Raw genomic sequence first — 18,861 nt, forward strand, 5'->3', positions numbered from 1 at the left:
ACAAAATCCCGGAGACGACATGATCTCGACCGCCCGGCTGACCATTCTGCTGGCGATGACGGTGGCGATGGGCCCCTTCGCCATCGACGCCTATCTGCCTTCCTTCCCGCGCATTGCCGAGGCGCTGGGCGTGGAGGTGCATGACGTGTCGCTGACGATCTCCGTCTATATGCTGGCCTTCGCCTTCGGTCAGCTTTTCGGCGGGGCGCTCTCGGACAGTTTCGGGCGGCGCTGGGTGATGCTGTCTGGCGTTGCTGTGTTTTCCCTCTCCAGCGTGCTGATCGCCCTTTCAGGCAACCTCACCGAGCTTTTGATCTGGCGCGCGGCGCAGGCTTTCGGCGCGGGCTTCACCGCCGTTTCCGTTCCCGCCATCGTGCGCGACCGGGCGACGGGCCGGGAAGCGGCAACGCTCTTTTCCCTGATCGGCCTGATCATGATCATCGCCCCTGCTATCGCGCCCACCGTCGGCAGCGCCATTCTGGCCGTTTCCAGCTGGCCGATGATCTTCATCTTTCTCGCCGCTTATTCCGCCATGATGATCGTGCTGCTCTGGTTCGGGCTTTTTGCAAAGCTTGAGACGATCAAGCGGGCGCCGCGCGATTACCGCCTGCTGCCGGCCTATCTGGCGGTGCTGAGCAATCCATCGGCGCTGCGCTTCATCATGATCATCACGCTCGGCTTTTCCTCCATGCTGATCTTCCTGACGCATGCCTCCTACATCTACCAAAAGTGGTTCGGCCTTTCCGAGTTCGGTTTCTCGGCGGTCTTCGCGGCGAATATCGCGACCATGGCGGGCTGCAATTTTCTCAACCGCTTCCTCTTAAAGCGGATGGACCCGGATCATATTCTGAAATTCTCCGTGCCCGTTCAGGCGCTCGCCATTGGCGGGCTCGTCGCCGCCGCCGCTTTCGATATCGGCCTTTGGATGTTCGTGCCTTGCATGATGGTATCCGTCGGCTCGCTCGGCATGATCGGGCCGAATGCGCAGGCCTGCGCCATGCATCATTTCGAGCATCAGGCCGGCACCGCCGCTTCGATCATGGGCTTTACGCAGTTCATGCTGGCAGGGGCAATCAGCGCCGCCTCCGCGCTCGTGCCTGAATCCCTTATCAACATCACGCTTTTCATGGGCGCCTGCGGGTTCTTATGCGCCGCCCTGGCGCTTGCCCCGGCAAAGCCGCTTCACGCGCACCCGCTCTAACTTTTACGAGCCCTTGCGCGTGCCGTGATAGCGGATCAGCCCTTCCTGGGCGACGGAGGCGGCAAGCTTGCCGTCCCGCGTGAAAATGCTGCCCCGGTTGAAGCCGCGCGCCCCTTGCGAGGTGGGCGCATCTTGCGAGTAAAGCATCCACTCGTCGACGCTGAAGGGCCGGTGAAACCACATGGCGTGATCGAGGCTCGCCGATTGCAGCTTGCCGGAAATCCAGCTCACCCCATGCGGGCGCACGCAAGTGTCGAGCAGCGTCATGTCGGAGGCATAGGCGAGCACGCATTGATGGATGCGCAAATCATCCGGCGTCGGCCGCGTCGTCTTGATCCAAACATTCTGCAGCGGCTCCATCGGCTCCGGCTTGATATAGGCTTGAGGGTCGACGGCCCGCACTTCGATGGGGCGCGGACGGGCAAAATGCGTGGCGATTTCCGGCGGCAGCCGGTCCATGATTTCCTTGCGCCGCTCGCGCTCGGTCGGCAGGTCTTCGGGCTGCGGCACATTGGGCATCTCCACCTGATGCTCGAAACCTTCTTCCATCACCTGAAAGGAACTTGCCAGGTTGAAAATCTGCTTGCCGTGCTGAATGGCGACGACGCGGCGCGTCGTAAAGCTTTTGCCGTCCCGCGCCCGGTCCACCTCATAAAGGATCGGCACTTTGGGATCGCCGGGGCGGATGAAGTAAGCATGGAGCGAATGGCAGACCCGGTCTTCGGGCACCGTGCGGTAGGCGGCGGAAAGCGCCTGCGCAATCACCTGCCCGCCGAAAACGCGCTGCCAGCTCGCATCGGGGCTGTGGCCGCGGAAAAGGTTCTGCTCGATGGCTTCAAGGTCGAGGAGCTCAATGAGATTTTCTGCTGGCAGGGTCATGACCGGCTCTCTTTCTTCATTGTTGACGCGGCGGCAAACGAATCTGGGCGGAAAATACGCGCTTAAATGGCAAGTGTCACGAAGACGTGAGGCCCGCCCGGCCAGGCAAAGCTCCGGACAAAATAAAAGGCCCGCACGCCGAAGCGTCCGGACCTGTCAAAGCAAAAACATATACGCTTACTTTCTTACTGCTGGCTGGATGTTTTCCGCCAGTCCTATGGATCCACCCTATCAGTGCTGCGAAAGCCACTCCCGTGCCTGGCGCTGAGCGTCGGCAATCTGATCCGGCGACATATCGCGGGCAATCTCGGTGCGGCAATCGCGGGCGGCGTGATTACCCCGCATGGCCGCAAGATTGAACCACTTATGTGCCGTCACATAGTCGACATCCACGCCTTTACCCGTGGCGTAGATCAGCCCCAAACTGTAGAGGGCTTCGCTCTGCCCGCCTTCGGCGGCCATTTCGCATTTCTGAAGAGCATCGATTTGTACACGAGCCATCGTGCCAGCCTCCTCGATGATGCCTCAGGCCCCCCAACTCCATTACCCCGGAAGAGCCTCTCGACAAACAAGCAGGACATCCGCCTGCAACGAGGTTAATGAAAAATCCATCGCTTGAAAATTTGGTTAACAAGGATGGATTCTTCATCTCCGGCCGAAAGTTTTTGCAAATCAGCTAACGACTGGGACTTTCATGCCACGCTCCACGGCGGGGCGGGCGGCATTGGCCGCCAGCCAGCGTGAGACGTTATTCCCATCGCCGACAATGTCGCCCTTCAGCGACTTGATCATCTCGAACCCTACGGAAACCCAGGGATAGGTCGCCATATCGGCAATCGAATAGTCCCCGGCCAGAAAATCCGTACGCCCCAATTGGTCATCCATGACTTTCAGGAGCCGGGCCGTTTCACCCATATAGCGGTCGATCGCATAAGGAATTTTTTCCGGCGCGACATTGGCGAAGTGATTGGCCTGGCCCATCATCGGGCCGATATTCGCCATCTGCCAAAACAGCCATTCAAGCACCTTGGCGCGGCCCTCCCCCTCCTTCGGCAGGAACTTGCCCGTCTTCTCGGCGAGATAAACGAGAATGGCGCCGGACTCGAACAAGGAGACACCCGTCTCCCGGTCGACAATGGCGGGGATCTTCGAATTCGGCGCGATTTTCACGAAGTCCGGTTCGAACTGTGCGCCTTTGGAAATGTCGACCGCATGCGCCTCATAAGGCAGGCCGCATTCTTCCAGCATGACGGAAACCTTGCGGCCGTTCGGCGTGGTCCAGGTATAAAGATCGATCATTCGTGCCTCCCTCTCCGGGTCTAAGGCCCGGCCGTTTATCGCAGTCAACAACTGCGCAGAAATATGGGAGGTGGCACGGCCGAACCCAAGGGCTCAGAAGCGTAAGGCGCGGACCACTTAGTATTCCACGGTCACTTCGACGTGATGGTGGCGGTGTATTCGGCAGATCAAAGGGCGCAGCGCATAAGAGCCCGCCGGCAATTCAAAGCCGACCGCGTCATCGGGAAAAAGAAAATCACCGACGACATCGCCCTGCTTGTTCACCAGCTGAAAGCCGTAGGTGCCGCCCATAACGCGCACAATCTTGCCGGCCTCGGGCAGGTCGAGCGAGCGGCCCCAAATGTTCGCCGTGCCGAACGTGTCGTTTTCCACCCGCGTGCCCGTTGCCGTAACGCGCTCAGCATGGGCAAGAGGCGCTGCGAACAAAATTGTAGCCAAAAGGCTCGACGCAAAAACCAGACCTCCGGCACCCCGCATGACATCCTCTTTCATCGCTTCTGCGCGGCGCTTACACCGCATGGATGGCGCCCGCATCAAACGCGGGCACACGCCGGACTTTAACACAGCTCCGGCAAAGCGCGAACAGGCCGCTGGCCTGACAAGCGGCCGCTCCCGGCGAGCGGAAAATGAAATGGAGAGTTGAAAGAAAAAAGCCGGCTGACGCGCCGGCGAAAAGAGGACTGAAAGATCGCACCGGCTCCGAATGCCGTAATCGGCTTGCCGCTAGGTCCATCCGGTTTGGCGATCACCGGCACCCGGACATCCGGCGCGATCTTCAGTTCTATGAGGCCGAAACGCCTTCGCCGCTACGGGCTGGGGTGTTTCGCCTTGTCTGCCGTTCCATGTTCCGCCGCATTGGAAACACCGGAGGGTCAGACTGTCCTATGCCGCTGCCGCGCCGCGCCCTAAGGCGCGGCGGGACATTGCATGGCGGCTATTACTTCTTCTTGCGCGCAACCTTACGCTTGGGAGCGGCTTTCTTCTTGGCCGCAGCCTTGCGCTTGGGAGCTGCCTTCTTCTTTGCAGCGGTCTTGCGCTTGGGAGCTGCCTTTTTCTTAGCAGCGGTTTTCTTCTTGGCAGCCGTTTTCTTTTTAGCGGCTGTCTTGCGCTTCGGAGCGGCTTTCTTCTTAGCAGCCGTTTTCTTCTTGGCTGCAGTCTTCCGCTTCGGAGCTGCTTTCTTCTTCGCGGCGGTTTTCCGCTTAGCCGCCGTTTTCTTGGCAGCGGTCTTCTTCTTGGCCGCTGTCTTGCGCTTAGCAACCGTCTTACGCTTCGGGGCCGTCTTCTTGGCCGTGCGTTTCACTGCTGCTTTTTTCTTGGCCGCCGTTTTCTTTTTGGCGGTGGTCTTCCGTTTAGCTGTAGTAGCCATTGTCCATATCGCTCCTGATGTGCCGTTTCCTGTGACGACGTAAATTTAGGACCTAACGCACATACTTTAGTGAGCGCCCCCAATTAAAGGACGCAGACACCCATACTATGGTTGTCTCCTCTTGACTCGGCAACACTTTGATGCAGGCAAGTGTTAGCGAGTCTGCAACACATTCAGAAAAATGTGTTTACAAACGGTTCACTTCAGAAGCGGAAAAACATCTTCAGTTATCGGAAGACACACCCAATTTTTCGGCGAGCAGTTCATTCACGGTTTGCGGATTCGCCTTTCCTGACGTGGATTTCATGACTTGTCCGACAAACCAGCCGATCATTTTCGGCTTCTCTTTTACCTGCTCAACTTTATCCGGATTGGCTGCGATAACCTCGTCGACGGCCTTCTCGATGGCGCCTGTATCGGTCACCTGACGAAGGCCTTTTTCTTCGACAATTTTCGCCGGATCGTCGCCGGAATCGAACATTAGCTCGAAAACTTCCTTAGCGATTCGCCCGGAGATGGTCCCATCCTGGATGAGATTGATGAGTTCGGAGAGCTGTTTTGCGCTCACAGGAGAGCTCTCGATCGTGAGCCCCGCCTTGTTGAGTGCGCCGAAAAAATCACCCGTCACCCAGTTCGCCGCAGCTTTCGGATCGCTCGTTTCGGCAACCTCTTCATAGAAGGAAGCGATGGCTTTTTCCGAGACGAGCACACTCGCGTCATAAGGCGAAAGCGCATATTCGCGGATGAAACGCTCGCGCTTTTCGTCGGGAAGTTCCGGCAGGCCCTTGGCGATTTCATCGACCCATTCCTGGCTGAAAACCAGCGGCAAAAGGTCGGGATCGGGGAAATAACGATAGTCATGCGCCTCTTCTTTCGAGCGCATGGACCGTGTTTTGCCCGTCTTGATGTCGAACAGACGCGTTTCCTGGTCCACCGTGCCGCCATCTTCGATCAAATCGATCTGCCGGCGCGCTTCATATTCGATGGCAAGGCCGACAAAACGGATCGAATTGACGTTCTTGATCTCGCAGCGCGTGCCGAAAGGCTCGCCCGGCTTGCGCACGGAGACATTCACGTCCGCGCGCATCGATCCTTGCTCCATATTGCCGTCGCAGGTACCGAGATACCGCAAAATCGCCCGCAATTTCCGCACGAAAGCCTGCGCCTCTTCAGAAGAGCGCATATCCGGCTTCGTGACGATCTCCATCAGCGCCACACCGGAACGGTTGAGATCGACAAAGCTCATCGAAGGATGCTGATCGTGCAGGCTCTTGCCCGCGTCCTGTTCCATATGCAGGCGCTCGATGCCCACAGTCTTCATTTCACCGCCCGGCAGGTCGATCAGCACCGCCCCTTCCCCGACGATCGGGTGCTTGTACTGGGAAATCTGATAGCCCTGCGGCAGGTCCGGATAGAAATAGTTCTTCCGGTCGAAGACGGAGCGCAGATTGATCTGCGCTTTGAGGCCAAGACCCGTGCGCACCGCCTGCTCGACGCATTTCTTGTTGATCACCGGCAACATGCCCGGCATCGCCGCATCGACGAGCGAGACGTTCTGGTTCGGCTCGGCGCCGAATTCCGTCGAGGCGCCGGAGAAAAGTTTCGCGTTGGAGGAAATCTGGGCGTGAACCTCGAGCCCGATCACCACTTCCCAGGCGCCCGTCGCCCCTTCGATCAGTTTGCTTGCAGCTTCTTGCGTCATGATCAGGCCCTCCACCAGGCGTCAGGCTCGGCATTGAAGCCGGCAGCCTCTTCCAGCACACCGGCGGTGCGCAGCAAAGTTTCTTCATCGAAGGCGCGGCCGATAAGCTGCAACCCGAGCGGCAATCCCCTGGCGCTCAGCCCGGCGGGCAGCGAAATGCCCGGCAGACCGGCCAAGTTCACCGTTACCGTGAAAACGTCGTTGAGATACATGGACAAGGGATCGTCCGTTTTCTCGCCAATACCGAATGCGTCCGACGGCGCGGTCGGCGTCAGCAGCACATCCACTTTCTCATAAGCCTGTTTGAAATCCTGCGCGATGAGCGTGCGGATCTTCTGCGCCTTGATGTAATAGGCATCGTAATAGCCTGCGGAGAGCACATAGGTGCCGATCAGCACGCGGCGCTTCACTTCCGCGCCGAAACCGGCTGCCCGCGTCTTCTCATACATATCCGTAATATCTTTGCCTTCCACGCGCAGCCCGTAGCGCACGCCGTCATAGCGCGCCAGGTTGGACGAGGCTTCGGCAGGCGCCACGATGTAATAGGCAGGCAGCGCATATTTCGTGTGCGGCAGCGAGACATCGACAATCTCAGCGCCAGCCGCTTTCAACCAGTCGATACCTTGGGTCCAGAGCTTTTCGATTTCCTCGGGCATGCCCTCCACGCGGTATTCGCGCGGAATGCCGACTTTGAGGCCCTTGATGTCCCCGGTCAGTGCCTTTTCGAAATCGGGTACCGGCTGATCGACGCTGGTGGAATCCTTCGGATCATATCCCGACATGGATTTCAGCATGATCGCCGCATCCCTCACCGTGCGGGTGATGGGCCCTGCCTGATCGAGCGAGGAGGCGAAGGCAACGATGCCCCAGCGCGAGCAGCGCCCGTAAGTCGGCTTGATGCCCACGGTGCCGGTAAAGGCGGCGGGCTGGCGGATCGAGCCGCCCGTATCCGTCGCCGTTGCCGCCAGCGCCGTGCGCGCGGCCACCGCAGCCGAAGAGCCGCCGGAAGAACCGCCGGGCACAAGCGCTTTATCCTCGCCCTTGCCCTTCCAGGGGTTTGTCACCGCGCCGTAATAGCTCGTCTCGTTGGAGGAGCCCATGGCAAACTCGTCATTATTGAGTTTGCCGAGCATCACCGCCCCGTCGCGCCACAGCTGGCTCGTCACGGTGGACTCATAAGTCGGTGTGAAGCCGTCCAGAATGTGGCTGCAGGCCGTGGTACGCACGCCTTCGGTGCAGAAGAGATCCTTGATGCCGAGCGGAATGCCTTCCAGCGGACCGCCCTCGCCCTTTTGCAGCCGCGCGTCGGAGGCTTTCGCCATCTCGGCGGCCTTATCAGCGGTTTCAAGCACATACGCATTGAGTGCGCGCGCGCCTTCCATCTCTTTGATGTAGGCGCCGGTCAGCTCGCTCGAGGTGATTTCCTTGGCTTTCAGCTTGTCGCGCGCTTCGGCCAGGGTGAGTTTTGTCAGATCCGTCATGCCGCGCTCCTATTCCACAACCTTGGGGACGGCAAAAAAGCCGTCATCGGCGCCCGGCGCGTTCTTCGTCACCTGGTCCTGAATATTGCCATCGGTCACGACATCCTCGCGCATCGGCAAGGCCAGGTTCTCGACGCTCGCCATCGGCTCGACATTGTCCGTATTCACTTCGCCAAGCTGCTCCACCCAATCGAGAATGGAGGACAGCTCCTTGGCAAGCGGAGCGACTTCTTCATCCGTAACGGCAATGCGCGCAAGCCGCGCAATGTGCCGGACCGTGTTCTGATCGACCGACATGGGCCTCTCTCTTTCGAAGGTTTAAGGAAACGGGCAAGATCACGCGGGAGGGGCCCCGTATCATCTTGATTTGGCGCGGAAAATAACAAAGCGGGCTGGTCCGGGCAACCGGGGCGGCACCCCGGCCTCGGCCTCGGCCTCAAGGAGTACAGCAAAACCTGCCAAATGGTGATTTACAATTCCTCACCGGAGGGCTACCGATCCTGCCATGACAGCGCAAATATTGAGCATCGAGGAGTTTGCGGCCAAAACGCGGCCCGGAAAGGCGCTTTTAGGCCTCGATCTCGGCACCCGCACCATCGGCGTCGCGCTTTCGAACGGCCTTTGGAACATCGCCAGCCCGCTTGAAACCATCAAACGCACGAAATTCACCGCCGATGCCGCCCGCCTTCTGGAGCTGATCGCGGAGAATAATGTCGGCGCGCTCATTCTGGGCCTGCCCCTTAATATGGATGGCAGCGAGGGCCCGCGCGCCCAGTCCACCCGCGCCTTCGCCCGCAACCTGGCGCAAAAGACTGAATGCCCCATCGTTTTCTGGGACGAAAGGCTTTCCACCGTCGCCGTCACCCGCACGCTGCTGGATGCCGATGCGAGCCGCAAGAGGCGCGGTGAAGTCGTCGATAAAATGGCTGCTGCCTACATCCTGCAAGGCGCCCTCGACCGCCTCGCCCGGCTTTAAGAGCCTCCCGCCCGCCTCTGGACCCGCAACAAGCGCTCTGCTAGAGCACAGCATCCCCTTGCGGCGCCCGCCCTGAAAGAAGAGCCATGGAAGCGATCCTCAACTCCCTCATTCCCGTCTTTCTGGTGATCGCGCTCGGCGCCGTCATCAAACGCATCGGCTTTCTGGATGAAGGGCTCTGGGCACCGCTCGACCGGCTGACTTATTACGTCTTCTTTCCCGCTCTGCTGCTGCACACGCTGGCGACCGCCGACCTTGCCAATTTCGACGTCTGGCCCATGGCCTATGCGCTTTGGGGCGGGCTCTTTTCCATGGTTGCAATCTTGATGGTGCTGCGGGTGACGACAAAATTCACCGGCCCGCAATTCGCCTCCGTCTTTCAGGGCGCGGCGCGCTGGAACGGTTTCGTCGCCCTTGCCGCCATCGGCCAGCTTTACGGGCCGGAAGGCGTGACCCTTGCCGCCGTCTCCTTCGCCGTGCTGGTGCCGACGGTCAACGTGCTCTCGGTGCTCATTCTCACCCGCTATGCCGGCGACACGCCGGCCGGCATGGGCACGGTGCTGAAACTTCTGTCAAAGAACCCGCTCATTCTTGCCTGCGCGGCGGGCATTGCGCTCAACGCGTCCCATATCGGCCTGCCCGGCCCGCTTGCCACCACCGCCGATATTCTAGGCAAGGCGGCGCTCACCATCGGCCTCATCGCCATCGGGGCAGGGCTTAAATGGCATGAAGCGCTCGCGCATAAATGGATCGTGCTTTTGACAAGCGCGCTGAAGCTCGCGGTGATGCCCGCGCTCATGCTCGGCTGGTGCATCTTCTTCGACGTAACGGGCCTGCCGCGCCTCGTCGTTCTTCTCTGCGGCGCGGTGCCGGGCGCAACCTCCTCTTACATTCTTGCGCGCCAGCTTGGCGGCGATGCCAGTCTGATGGCGAGCCTGATTACCGGCGGCACGATCCTGGCGGCGGTTACGATGCCACTTGTGCTCTGGCTGGCGAGCTAACCTATCTCACCCCGTCACACGCGGGCTTGACCCGAGGGGCCATTCGGCAGCTCAGCTTGTAGCCACCTTCCTGTGGACCCCGGGACAAGCCCGGGGTGACGCGTGTTGTTTGCGGCAAGGTGGTGCATGACACAGAAGCTGTCACCCCGGCCCCCGTGCCGGGGTCCATGCAGCGTCACAGGCCGCCCCCGCCCCCTCACCCTCCCACTGCCTTCGGCAGCGGGCCCCACCCTCTCCCCAAGGGGAGAGGGAATTTCACTTATAGCCCTCTCCCCTTGGGGAGAGGGTTGGGTGAGGGGGTAAGCGAGGCACGTATGGCCTAGAGAACCGGCATCGCCCGTTCGACGATCTCGCGCAGCGGCGCGCCGAGCGGCAAGGCGCCGTAAAGATCGCCGCTCTCTCCGCCGAAGCGGGAGGCGCAATAAGTTTCGCTCACTTCCTCCCCCGGCGCGGTTTTAAGCAGAATGGAGGCGGCGGCGATCTTCGCCATGTCTTCCACCACGCGGCGGGCACGCGGCTCCAGCGTGCCGATATCGCTGAAACCTTCTTTCAGTTTCGCAAGGGCAGCGTCGTAATGCCCGTTCATGCCCTTGGCGCTATCGAACTCGCCCAGCACCACCTCGAGCGCTTCGGGCTCGCGCGCCAGCGCGCGCAGCACATCGAGGCACATGACATTGCCCGAGCCTTCCCAGATCGCGTTGACCGGCATTTCGCGGTAAAGCCGGCCTGCCACGCCTTCCTCGACATAACCGTTGCCGCCAAGGCATTCCATCGCTTCATAGGCAAAGCCCGGCGCGCGCTTGCAGTTCCAGTATTTGGCAACCGGCGTCATGATGCGCCGGTAACGCGCTTCTTCTTCGCTTTCATCGGCCATGTCGAAGGCGCGTGTCACGCGGAAGGCAAGCGCCGTATTCGCTTCCACTTCCAGCGCCATGTCGGCAATGACGTTCTGCATCAAGGGCTGATCGATCAGATGTTTCTGAAAAACGCGGCGATGCGCGCAGTGATGCAGCGCTTGCGCGAGCGACTGGCGCATCATCCCCGCCGACGACACCGCGCAATCAAGGCGCGTATAGGTCGCCATCTCGATAATGTTGCGCACACCGCGTCCTTCTTCACCGATCAGCCAGCCATGGGCGCGTTTGAACTCTACTTCGGAAGAGGCATTGGAACGGTTGCCGACTTTCTCTTTCAGCCGCTGGATCTGAATGGCGTTGAGCGTGCCGTCCGGCAAAAAGCGCGGCATGAGGAAACAGGAAAGCCCGCCCGGCGCCTGCGCCAGAACAAGAAACGCATCGCACATGGGCGCGGAGAAAAACCACTTATGCCCGGTGATGAGATATTCGCTGCCCGGCCCCGCGCTTGCCTTGCCTGCAGGTTCCGCCCGCGTGGTATTGGCACGCACATCTGTGCCGCCCTGCTTCTCCGTCATGCCCATGCCGAGCGTCACCCCGGTCTTGGCCTGCATCGGCCCGAAGGCGGGGTCATAGGCACGGGAGACGATCTTGGGCAGCCATTCCTCCGCAAGGCTCGGCTGGAAAAGCAGCGCGGGCACGCTCGCATTCGTCATGGTGATGGGACAGATATGACCGGGTTCGACCTGGCACATCATGTAAAGCGCGGCCTGGCGGGCGGCATTGCGTCCGGCAGGCGCCGCCTCGCCGCGCGCTAAATGCTCCCAGGGCGAGGCGTGAATGCCTTGCGCCACGGAAATCTCCATGAGCGCGTGATAGGAGGGGTGAAACTCCACCCGGTCCTGCCGGTGGCCGAAACGGTCGAAGCCTTTGAGCACCGGCAGATAGGTATTGGCCTGCCGCCCGAGGTCGAGCACCTCCGCCTTGCCGATCTTCGCGCCGAAGGCGGTGAGCTGAGCGGCCTCATCGCCCGCCCCTTCCCGCGCCACTGATTCTTGCAGGACCCGGTCGCTGGTGAAGAGATTGTAGTCCTCAAGCGGCGGGGCCTGATTGAAAACTTCATGGGTTTCGAACCCGGTTTCCGCGGCTACTGGCCTGCTCATCTCTCGCTCCCTTATTTTTCCGGATCGGCACTTGCGCCAAACACGCTTCGAGCCTATAGAATGCCACTTTAATGAGCGCCGCCGAAACAAGTTCCGATCTGATTTTCCCCCACCGCCATCTGTTGGGCATAGAGGGGCTTTTACCTCAGGAAATCGGCTCGCTGCTCGATCTTGCCGACACTTATGTCGACCAGAACCGCCAGACCAATAAAAAGAAATCGGTCTTGAGCGGGCGCACGCAGATCAATCTCTTCTTCGAAAATTCCACCCGTACCCAGTCGAGCTTCGAACTGGCGGGCAAGCGTCTGGGCGCCGATGTCATGAATATGTCGGTTGCAAGCTCTTCCATCAAGAAGGGCGAAACGCTGATCGACACGGCGCAGACGTTGAACGCCATGCATCCTGACCTATTATGCGTGCGTCACGGCGACAGCGGGGCCGTTGCCTTGCTCGCGCGCAAAGTCGGCTGCGCGGTCGTCAATGGCGGTGATGGCTCCCACGAGCACCCCACCCAGGCACTGCTCGATGCGCTCACCATCCGGCGGCGCAAAGGCCGGCTGCAAGGGCTCACCGTGGCGATTTGCGGCGATATTCTGCATTCGCGCGTCGCCCGTTCCAATATACTGCTGCTCAACACGATGGGCGCGCGCGTGCGCGTCGTTGCCCCGCCCACGCTCCTGCCCGCCGGGATCGACCGGATGGGCGTCGAGGTCTTTCACGACATGCGCAAAGGCCTCAAGGATGTGGACATCGTGATGATGCTGCGCCTGCAATTGGAACGCATGAACGGCTCTTTCGTGCCCTCGGTGCGCGAATATTTTCATCTCTTCGGCCTCGATGAAGCCAAGCTCTCGGCCGCCAAGCCCGATGCGCTCATCATGCATCCGGGGCCGATGAACCGGGGCGTTGAAATCGACAGCGCCGTTGCCGACGACATCAACCGCTCGGTGATCCGCGAACAGGTGGAAATGGGCGTCGCCGTGCGCATGGCCGTGCTCGATGCGCTTTCGCGTAACCTGCCGAACACGCCCTATGTCAATGGAGCGGGCAGCGATGGAGCGGGCAAATGAGCCGGACTGCGTTGATCAATGCCCGCCTCGTCGATCCGGCAAGCGGCCTTGACGAACAAGGCGCGCTTCTGATCGAGGACGGCAAGATCGCCGATTTCGGCGCCGCCCTCTTTAAGGACGCCGTGCCCGAAGGGATCGAGGTGATCGATTGCGGCGGCCATGTGCTCACCCCCGGCCTGATCGACATGCATGTCTTTACCGGCGAGCCGGGCAATGAGCACCGCGAAACGCTGGGCAGCGCCACGCAGGCCGCCGCTGCAGGCGGCGTGACGACCATCATCGTCATGCCCAATACGGAACCTGCCATCGACGATGTTGCGCTTGTCGATTTCATCAAGCGCCGCGCCCGTGACACGGGGCTTGTCCATGTCCATCCCATGGCCGCGCTCACGAAGGGCCTGAAAGGCGAGCAGATGGCCGAGATGGGCCTTCTGAAGGAAGCCGGCGCTGTCGCCTTTACCGATGCCGACCACACGCTCGAAAATGCACAGGTCATGCGCCGGGCCATGTCCTATTCGACTTATCTCGATGCGCTCATCGTCAATCATGCCGCCGAGCCTTCGCTGGCGCGCGGCGGGGTGATGAATGAAGGCGAGCTGGCCAGCCGCCTCGGCCTTGCCGGTATCCCTAAAGCCGCCGAAACCATCATCATCGAACGCGATATCCGCCTCGTGGAAATGACCGGCGCGCGCTATCACGTCTCGCAGGTCTCTACCGCCGACTCCGTCGATGTCATCCGCAGGGCCAAAGCGCGCGGGCTGCCCGTCACCTGCGGCGCTTCCGCCTGCCATTTGACGCTGAACGAAAACGATGTCGGCAATTACCTGACCTTCTGCAAGCTCGACCCGCCGCTGCGCTCGGAAGACGACCGGCGAGCGGTCGTTGCCGGTGTCGCCGACGGCACGGTGGACGTCATCGTTTCCGCCCATGATCCGCAGGACCCGGAAACGAAGCGCCTGCCTTTCGCGCTTTCCGCCTTTGGTGCCGTCGGTCTTGAAACGCTGCTGCCTGCAACGCTCTCCCTCGTTCACAATGGCGATATCGAGCTTGCCGCGGCGCTGCGCGCGCTCACCTGTCATCCCGCCGATCTGCTGGGGCTGGAAACGGGCCGGCTCGGCACCGGTATGCCTGCCGATCTCACCCTCATCGATATGGGGGTGCCATGGGTGCTCGATCGGTATAAGCTCAAATCTAAATCGAAAAACTCGCCATATGACGAGCGGCGCCTGCAAGGCCGGGCCATCAGAACGATCGTTAATGGCAAGAGTGTTTATGTCCAGGGAGAGGACGTCTAATCCATGCCGGATCCGATTGACTGGGGACAGGCGCTTCCCTATTTCGCCGCCGCCTTGTTCGGCGGCTATCTTCTGGGCTCCATTCCCTTCGGCCTGATCTTCACGCGCCTTGCCGGGCTCGGCGACATCCGGCAAATCGGCTCGGGCAATATCGGCGCGACCAATGCGCTGCGCACCGGCAACCGCTGGGTCGCCGCCGCAACGCTTATCGGCGACGGCGCCAAAGGCGCGGTGGCCGTGCTTCTCGCCGCCCGTTTCGGCCCGGATACGGCGGTGCTTGCCGCTGTCGGGGCCTTTCTCGGCCATCTCTTTCCGGTCTGGCTGAAATTCAAGGGCGGCAAAGGCATCTCCACCTTTATCGGCCTGCTGCTTGCGCTTTACTGGCCCGTGGGACTGCTCTTCTGCGCCACCTGGCTCGCGGTTGCCGTGGTCTTCCGCTATTCCTCGCTCGCAGCCCTTGTCGCCGCGCTGGCGACCCCTGCCTATCTTGCCTGGCTCGACCGCTGGCAGCTTGCCGAAATGAGCCTTCTCCTTGTCGTTCTCATCTTCATTGCGCACCGCGAGAATATCGGACGCCTTCTGCGCGGTGAGGAATCGCGCATCGGCGCCAAGAAGACGGATGGCTAGGCGCGCATGGCGGCGCCCCTAAGCGACAAGGAAAAAAGCGCGCGGCTGCGGCTTGCCCGCAGCGAAAATATCGGCCCCGTTACTTTCCACGATCTTCTGCGTGTCTATGGCACGGCTGCCCGCGCGCTGGAGGCCGTGCCGGAACTGGCAAAACGCGGCGGGCGCGCCCGGCCCATCAAACTTGCAAGCCCGCGCGAGGCGGAAAGCGAACTGAAAGCCATCGCCAAGAACGGCGCCGAGCTTCTCTTTTTCGATGAAGCCGATTTCCCGCTGCTCCTTGCCGCCACCGACCCTGCCCCGCCGCTCATCATCGTCAAAGGCCATAAAAGCCTTTTTGCGCAGCCCTCCATCGCCATGGTCGGCGCGCGCAACGCCTCTGCCGCCGGGCTGCGCATGGCAAGCGACATTGCCCGTGAACTGGGTGCGGAAGGCTATGCCGTCACCTCCGGCCTTGCCCGCGGCATCGACACTGCCGCCCATAAGGCAGCGCTTGAAACCGGCACCATTGCCTTCATCGCAGGCGGCATCGATGTGGTCTATCCGGAACAGAACCGCGCCCTGCAGGAAGAAATCGGCGAGCGCGGGCTTCTTGTTAGCGAAATGCCGCCGGGCACCAAGCCGCAAGGCCGCCATTTCCCGCGCCGCAACCGTCTCATTTCCGGCCTCTCGCTCGGGGTCATTGTCGTGGAAGCGGCGCTGCGATCGGGCTCGCTCATCACCGCGCGCTTTGCGCTCGAGCAGGGCCGCGATGTCATGGCCGTGCCGGGCTCTCCGCTCGACCCGCGCGCGGGCGGTACCAATCAGCTCATCAAGGACGGCGCCCCGCTGATCGAGACGGCGGCGGACGCGCTTGCCGCCCTTGCCCGGCAAAGCACCGATGATTGGTTCCGCGAGCCTACAGACCGGTCCGGCTACGGCGAACCGCCGCCCGCCCCGCCGGAAATCAGCGATCCGGAACGGGCCGAAATCCTTTCGCTCCTCGGGCCGACACCGGTGGAAGTCGATTTTCTGATCCGCCAATCGGGCCTGCCCGCCCGCGCGGTCGCCGCCATCCTGCTAGAACTCGATTTGAGCGGCCGTCTGCGCCGCGAGCCCGGCCAGAAGGTCGCGCTTGTTCCGCCGGAAGAGGCCTAACCTGCGCGGGTCGCAGACTAGAGGGCCGAGCGGGCGGCTTCTTTCGCCCGGCGCTTTTCTTCCTGGGAAACCTCGAAGGCCACTTCCGCTGCCATGGAGACGAAATGCGCCAGGCGCCGGTAGCGCGGCTCATGCAAAAGCTTGGCAAGCCCCGCCAGCAGTTCGAAGGAGTAAAGCGCCATATCCTCCTGCGCCGTGCCGCACGGCTGGACCCCGGCGGGCAATTCCCTGGAAAGCGGAAGCTTGCTTGCTCTGTCAGGTTCCATTTTGGCCTCTTTCAACTACGGGTAAGTGGTAATCCGGCGACCGCCCGCCGAAAGTGAGTCAGGGTCGCGTCAAGAATGTACTCATAAATTGTATTCATGTCAAAATACTCGTTTTAGTTGTGTATTTCGATGCACATCCCCGCCAAAAAGACTTTTTTCCTGCTCTTTCCGGTCTTTTCACCCTTCCAGCAGGGCCTAATAAGAAGTAGTCCATTTGACAGCCCTCCTGCTTTTGCTCATTTTCTCCCACCGCCTATTCGCAGAACGGACCGGGCCGCCACTTGCGGGAAAGCAGCGGAACTTGCCGGGGTTACCGGCCTAAGTAATTGTTTTCTTTAAGAGAGTCATAACTGCATGGACGTCGTCATTGTCGAATCGCCTGCCAAGGCCAAGACGATCAACAAATATCTCGGCTCGTCCTACAAAGTGTTGGCGTCCTATGGACACATCCGCGACCTCCCCTCCAAGGACGGGTCGGTCAAGCCGGATGAGGACTTCGCCATGGCCTGGGACATGGATGCGAAGTCCAAGAAGCGGGTGAATGAGATCGCCGACGCGCTGAAAGGCGCGAACGGGCTGATCCTCGCCACTGACCCGGACCGCGAAGGCGAAGCCATTTCCTGGCACGTTCTGGAAGTCCTGAAGAAAAAAGGCGTCCTGAAAGACGTCAAAAACATTTCCCGCGTGGTCTTCAACGCCATCACCAAGAAATCCGTGCTGGAGGCGATGGAACATCCGCGCGAGCTCGACAAAGAGCTGGTGGACGCTTATCTCGCCCGCCGCGCCCTCGACTATCTGGTGGGCTTCACGCTCTCGCCGGTGCTTTGGCGCAAATTGCCGGGCTCCCGCTCGGCCGGCCGCGTGCAATCCGTCGCGCTGCGCCTTATCTGCGACCGCGAACTCGATATCGAAAAATTCGTTCCGGAAGAATATTGGACGCTCGCCGCCGATATGCGCACGGGCTCGGATGAGAACTTCGAGGCAAGGCTCTGGACGCTGGACGGCAAGCGCGTCGAAAAATTCGACCTTAACAGCGCCGATGCGGCACACGCCGCCAAAGGACGCATTGAAGCCTCGCGCTTTTCCGTGCGCTCGGTGGAAAGCAAACCCGGCCGGCGCAACCCGCAGCCGCCCTTCACCACCTCCACGCTGCAGCAGGAAGCGGCGCGCAAGCTCGGCTTTTCCGCCTCGCGCACCATGCAGACAGCCCAGCGCCTTTATGAAGGGGTGGATATCGACGGCGAGACGACGGGTCTCATCACCTATATGCGGACGGACGGCGTGCAGATCGAGCCCGAAGCGCTCGCCCAGACCCGCAATGTCATCCAGAACGAATATGGCGAGCCTTATCTGCCCTCTTCCGCGCGCGAGTATCAGACCAAGGCAAAGAACGCCCAGGAAGCGCACGAGGCCATCCGCCCGACCGATGTTGCGCGCCTGCCCTCGCAGCTTGAAAAAATTCTCGATGCCGATCAGCACCGCCTTTACGACCTGATCTGGAAGCGCACCGTGGCAAGCCAGATGGAAAGCGTGCGCCTCGACCGCACGACCATCGACATTACCTCCGCCGACAACCGGATCGGCCTGCGCGCCACCGGCTCCGTCATCACCTTCGACGGCTTTCTGAAAATCTATCAGGAAGGGCGCGACGATGAAGTGGACGGCGAGGACGGCAACCGCCTGCCGAAAGTCGCCATGGGAGATGCGCTCGGCCTTGGCGAAGTCAAAGCCGATCAGCATTTCACCGAGCCGCCGCCGCGCTTCACCGAAGCCAGTCTCGTCAAGCGGCTGGAAGAGCTGGGCATCGGCCGCCCCTCGACTTACGCCTCCACGCTTTCCGTGCTGCGCGACCGCGGCTATGTCCATATGGACAAGAACCGCTTCGTGCCCGAGGACAAGGGCCGTCTCGTCACCGCCTTCCTCGAAAACTTCTTCACGCAATATGTGGAATATTCCTTCACGGCGGATCTGGAAGAAAAGCTCGACCAGATTTCTGCGGGCGAGCTCGACTGGAAGGAAGTGCTGCGCGACTTCTGGAAGAACTTTACCGGCGCCGTCGATGAAGCGCTCGAACTGCGCATCACCCATGTGCTCGACCGGCTGAACGAGGTCCTCGGCCCGCATGTCTTCCCGCCGAAGGAAGACGGCTCGGACCCGCGCGCCTGTCCCTCCTGCGAGACAGGCCAGCTTTCCTTGAAGGTCGGCCGCTTCGGCGCTTTTGTCGGCTGCTCGAATTATCCCGAGTGCAAATTCACCCGCCAGCTCACCAAATCCAACGAGGAAGCCGTGGCCGGCGACAAGGTGCTCGGCCAAGACCCGGAAACGGGCAAGGATGTGATGCTGAAAAGCGGCCGCTTCGGCCCTTACATTCAGCTCGGCGAGGCCGAAGGCGGCGAGAAGCCGAAACGCGCCGGTATCCCGAAAGGCTGGAGCGTCGCCGATATCGATTTCGAGCAGGCCCTGCAGCTTCTCTCTCTGCCGCGCGACGTCGGGCCCCATCCCGATGACGGGGAGATGATCACTGCCGGGCTCGGGCGCTACGGCCCC

The 18,861-nt window shown here is 61.0% G+C and carries 18 protein-coding genes; 8 read left to right on the forward strand and 10 right to left on the reverse strand.

All coding sequences use genetic code 11. The features are described 5' to 3' along the window. The first annotated feature begins 19 nt into the window (after positions 1–19). Entirely contained in the window at positions 20–1,201 is a 1,182-nt protein-coding gene (locus M2A_RS03415; protein WP_045442907.1) for a multidrug effflux MFS transporter, read from the forward strand. A gap of 3 nt (positions 1,202–1,204) precedes the next feature. Here the strand turns inward: M2A_RS03415 and tesB are convergent, their stop codons facing one another. The 8 genes from tesB to gatC form a co-directional block, all read right to left on the reverse strand. Then, positions 1,205–2,080 (reverse strand): acyl-CoA thioesterase II, encoded by an 876-nt coding sequence (gene tesB / locus M2A_RS03420; RefSeq protein WP_045442909.1) that lies wholly within the window; start codon positions 2,078–2,080, stop codon positions 1,205–1,207. A gap of 231 nt (positions 2,081–2,311) precedes the next feature. Then, positions 2,312–2,581 (reverse strand): SEL1-like repeat protein, encoded by a 270-nt coding sequence (locus M2A_RS03425; protein WP_045442912.1) that lies wholly within the window; start codon positions 2,579–2,581, stop codon positions 2,312–2,314. A gap of 171 nt (positions 2,582–2,752) precedes the next feature. Continuing rightward, positions 2,753–3,379 (reverse strand): glutathione S-transferase N-terminal domain-containing protein, encoded by a 627-nt coding sequence (locus M2A_RS03430; protein ID WP_045442915.1) that lies wholly within the window; start codon positions 3,377–3,379, stop codon positions 2,753–2,755. A 117-nt stretch (positions 3,380–3,496) separates the two neighbouring features. Then, positions 3,497–3,805: a hypothetical protein gene (locus M2A_RS03435; RefSeq protein WP_147446286.1), complete on the reverse strand. Its 309-nt coding sequence runs from the start codon at positions 3,803–3,805 to the stop codon at positions 3,497–3,499. 511 nt (positions 3,806–4,316) lie between these two features. Next, on the reverse strand, positions 4,317–4,745 hold the full coding sequence (locus tag M2A_RS17710) for a hypothetical protein (protein WP_045442922.1): 429 nt from the start codon (positions 4,743–4,745) through the stop codon (positions 4,317–4,319). Between the two features lie 223 nt (positions 4,746–4,968). Next, complete coding sequence (gatB, locus tag M2A_RS03445) at positions 4,969–6,447, reverse strand: Asp-tRNA(Asn)/Glu-tRNA(Gln) amidotransferase subunit GatB (RefSeq protein WP_045443082.1); 1,479 nt, start codon at positions 6,445–6,447, stop codon at positions 4,969–4,971. A 2-nt stretch (positions 6,448–6,449) separates the two neighbouring features. Beyond that, positions 6,450–7,928, reverse strand: coding sequence for an Asp-tRNA(Asn)/Glu-tRNA(Gln) amidotransferase subunit GatA (gene gatA, locus M2A_RS03450; RefSeq protein WP_045442925.1), 1,479 nt, complete (start codon positions 7,926–7,928; stop codon positions 6,450–6,452). 9 nt (positions 7,929–7,937) lie between these two features. Further along, positions 7,938–8,225 (reverse strand): Asp-tRNA(Asn)/Glu-tRNA(Gln) amidotransferase subunit GatC, encoded by a 288-nt coding sequence (gatC, locus tag M2A_RS03455; protein ID WP_045442928.1) that lies wholly within the window; start codon positions 8,223–8,225, stop codon positions 7,938–7,940. A gap of 208 nt (positions 8,226–8,433) precedes the next feature. On the opposite strand from gatC, the gene ruvX reads away from it, so the two are divergent. Beyond that, entirely contained in the window at positions 8,434–8,904 is a 471-nt protein-coding gene (ruvX, locus tag M2A_RS03460; RefSeq protein WP_045442931.1) for a Holliday junction resolvase RuvX, read from the forward strand. Between the two features lie 86 nt (positions 8,905–8,990). Next, the gene (locus M2A_RS03465) at positions 8,991–9,905 is read left to right on the forward strand and encodes an AEC family transporter (protein ID WP_045442934.1); all 915 of its coding nucleotides are present in this window, start codon (positions 8,991–8,993) and stop codon (positions 9,903–9,905) included. A gap of 319 nt (positions 9,906–10,224) precedes the next feature. Here the strand turns inward: M2A_RS03465 and M2A_RS03470 are convergent, their stop codons facing one another. Then, a complete protein-coding gene (locus tag M2A_RS03470; RefSeq protein WP_045442937.1) occupies positions 10,225–11,922 on the reverse strand; it encodes an isovaleryl-CoA dehydrogenase in 1,698 nt (565 codons plus the stop codon). A gap of 71 nt (positions 11,923–11,993) precedes the next feature. Between M2A_RS03470 and M2A_RS03475 the strand changes: the two genes are divergently transcribed. Genes M2A_RS03475 through dprA form a run of 4 tightly spaced genes read left to right on the forward strand, consistent with a single transcriptional unit; the run spans position 11,994 to position 16,048 of the window. Continuing rightward, positions 11,994–12,992: an aspartate carbamoyltransferase catalytic subunit gene (locus tag M2A_RS03475; protein ID WP_045442940.1), complete on the forward strand. Its 999-nt coding sequence runs from the start codon at positions 11,994–11,996 to the stop codon at positions 12,990–12,992. Beyond that, positions 12,989–14,287 (forward strand): dihydroorotase, encoded by a 1,299-nt coding sequence (gene pyrC / locus M2A_RS03480; protein ID WP_045442942.1) that lies wholly within the window; start codon positions 12,989–12,991, stop codon positions 14,285–14,287. Before M2A_RS03475 ends, pyrC begins: the two co-directional genes overlap by 4 nt. A 3-nt stretch (positions 14,288–14,290) precedes the next feature. Next, on the forward strand, positions 14,291–14,914 hold the full coding sequence (gene plsY / locus M2A_RS03485) for a glycerol-3-phosphate 1-O-acyltransferase PlsY (protein WP_045442945.1): 624 nt from the start codon (positions 14,291–14,293) through the stop codon (positions 14,912–14,914). Positions 14,915–14,920: 6 nt separating this feature from the next. Next, positions 14,921–16,048 carry a DNA-processing protein DprA gene (gene dprA, locus M2A_RS03490; RefSeq protein ID WP_045442948.1) on the forward strand — a complete coding sequence of 376 codons (1,128 nt, stop codon included), beginning with the start codon at positions 14,921–14,923 and terminating at the stop codon, positions 16,046–16,048. A gap of 17 nt (positions 16,049–16,065) precedes the next feature. On the opposite strand, the gene M2A_RS03495 is transcribed toward dprA, so the two are convergent. Then, on the reverse strand, positions 16,066–16,314 hold the full coding sequence (locus M2A_RS03495; RefSeq protein WP_045442951.1) for a hypothetical protein: 249 nt from the start codon (positions 16,312–16,314) through the stop codon (positions 16,066–16,068). 354 nt (positions 16,315–16,668) lie between these two features. Here M2A_RS03495 and topA point away from each other — a divergent pair. Beyond that, positions 16,669–18,861: type I DNA topoisomerase (gene topA, locus M2A_RS03500; RefSeq protein WP_045442954.1), on the forward strand; the 2,193-nt coding region annotated here is incomplete at its 3' end.

Source organism: Tepidicaulis marinus, assembly GCF_000739695.1.
Taxonomy (GTDB): Bacteria; Pseudomonadota; Alphaproteobacteria; order Parvibaculales; family Parvibaculaceae; genus Tepidicaulis; species Tepidicaulis marinus.

Coding starts and splice junctions, on each gene's coding strand:
- M2A_RS03415 (WP_045442907.1), top strand. CDS start 20: ATGATCTCGACCGCCCGGCTGACCATTCTGCTGGCGATGACGGTGGCG.
- tesB (WP_045442909.1), bottom strand. CDS start 2,080: ATGACCCTGCCAGCAGAAAATCTCATTGAGCTCCTCGACCTTGAAGCC.
- M2A_RS03425 (WP_045442912.1), bottom strand. CDS start 2,581: ATGGCTCGTGTACAAATCGATGCTCTTCAGAAATGCGAAATGGCCGCC.
- M2A_RS03430 (WP_045442915.1), bottom strand. CDS start 3,379: ATGATCGATCTTTATACCTGGACCACGCCGAACGGCCGCAAGGTTTCC.
- M2A_RS17710 (WP_045442922.1), bottom strand. CDS start 4,745: ATGGCTACTACAGCTAAACGGAAGACCACCGCCAAAAAGAAAACGGCG.
- gatB (WP_045443082.1), bottom strand. CDS start 6,447: ATGACGCAAGAAGCTGCAAGCAAACTGATCGAAGGGGCGACGGGCGCC.
- gatA (WP_045442925.1), bottom strand. CDS start 7,928: ATGACGGATCTGACAAAACTCACCCTGGCCGAAGCGCGCGACAAGCTG.
- gatC (WP_045442928.1), bottom strand. CDS start 8,225: ATGTCGGTCGATCAGAACACGGTCCGGCACATTGCGCGGCTTGCGCGC.
- ruvX (WP_045442931.1), top strand. CDS start 8,434: ATGACAGCGCAAATATTGAGCATCGAGGAGTTTGCGGCCAAAACGCGG.
- M2A_RS03465 (WP_045442934.1), top strand. CDS start 8,991: ATGGAAGCGATCCTCAACTCCCTCATTCCCGTCTTTCTGGTGATCGCG.
- M2A_RS03470 (WP_045442937.1), bottom strand. CDS start 11,922: ATGAGCAGGCCAGTAGCCGCGGAAACCGGGTTCGAAACCCATGAAGTT.
- M2A_RS03475 (WP_045442940.1), top strand. CDS start 11,994: ATGAGCGCCGCCGAAACAAGTTCCGATCTGATTTTCCCCCACCGCCAT.
- pyrC (WP_045442942.1), top strand. CDS start 12,989: ATGAGCCGGACTGCGTTGATCAATGCCCGCCTCGTCGATCCGGCAAGC.
- plsY (WP_045442945.1), top strand. CDS start 14,291: ATGCCGGATCCGATTGACTGGGGACAGGCGCTTCCCTATTTCGCCGCC.
- dprA (WP_045442948.1), top strand. CDS start 14,921: ATGGCGGCGCCCCTAAGCGACAAGGAAAAAAGCGCGCGGCTGCGGCTT.
- M2A_RS03495 (WP_045442951.1), bottom strand. CDS start 16,314: ATGGAACCTGACAGAGCAAGCAAGCTTCCGCTTTCCAGGGAATTGCCC.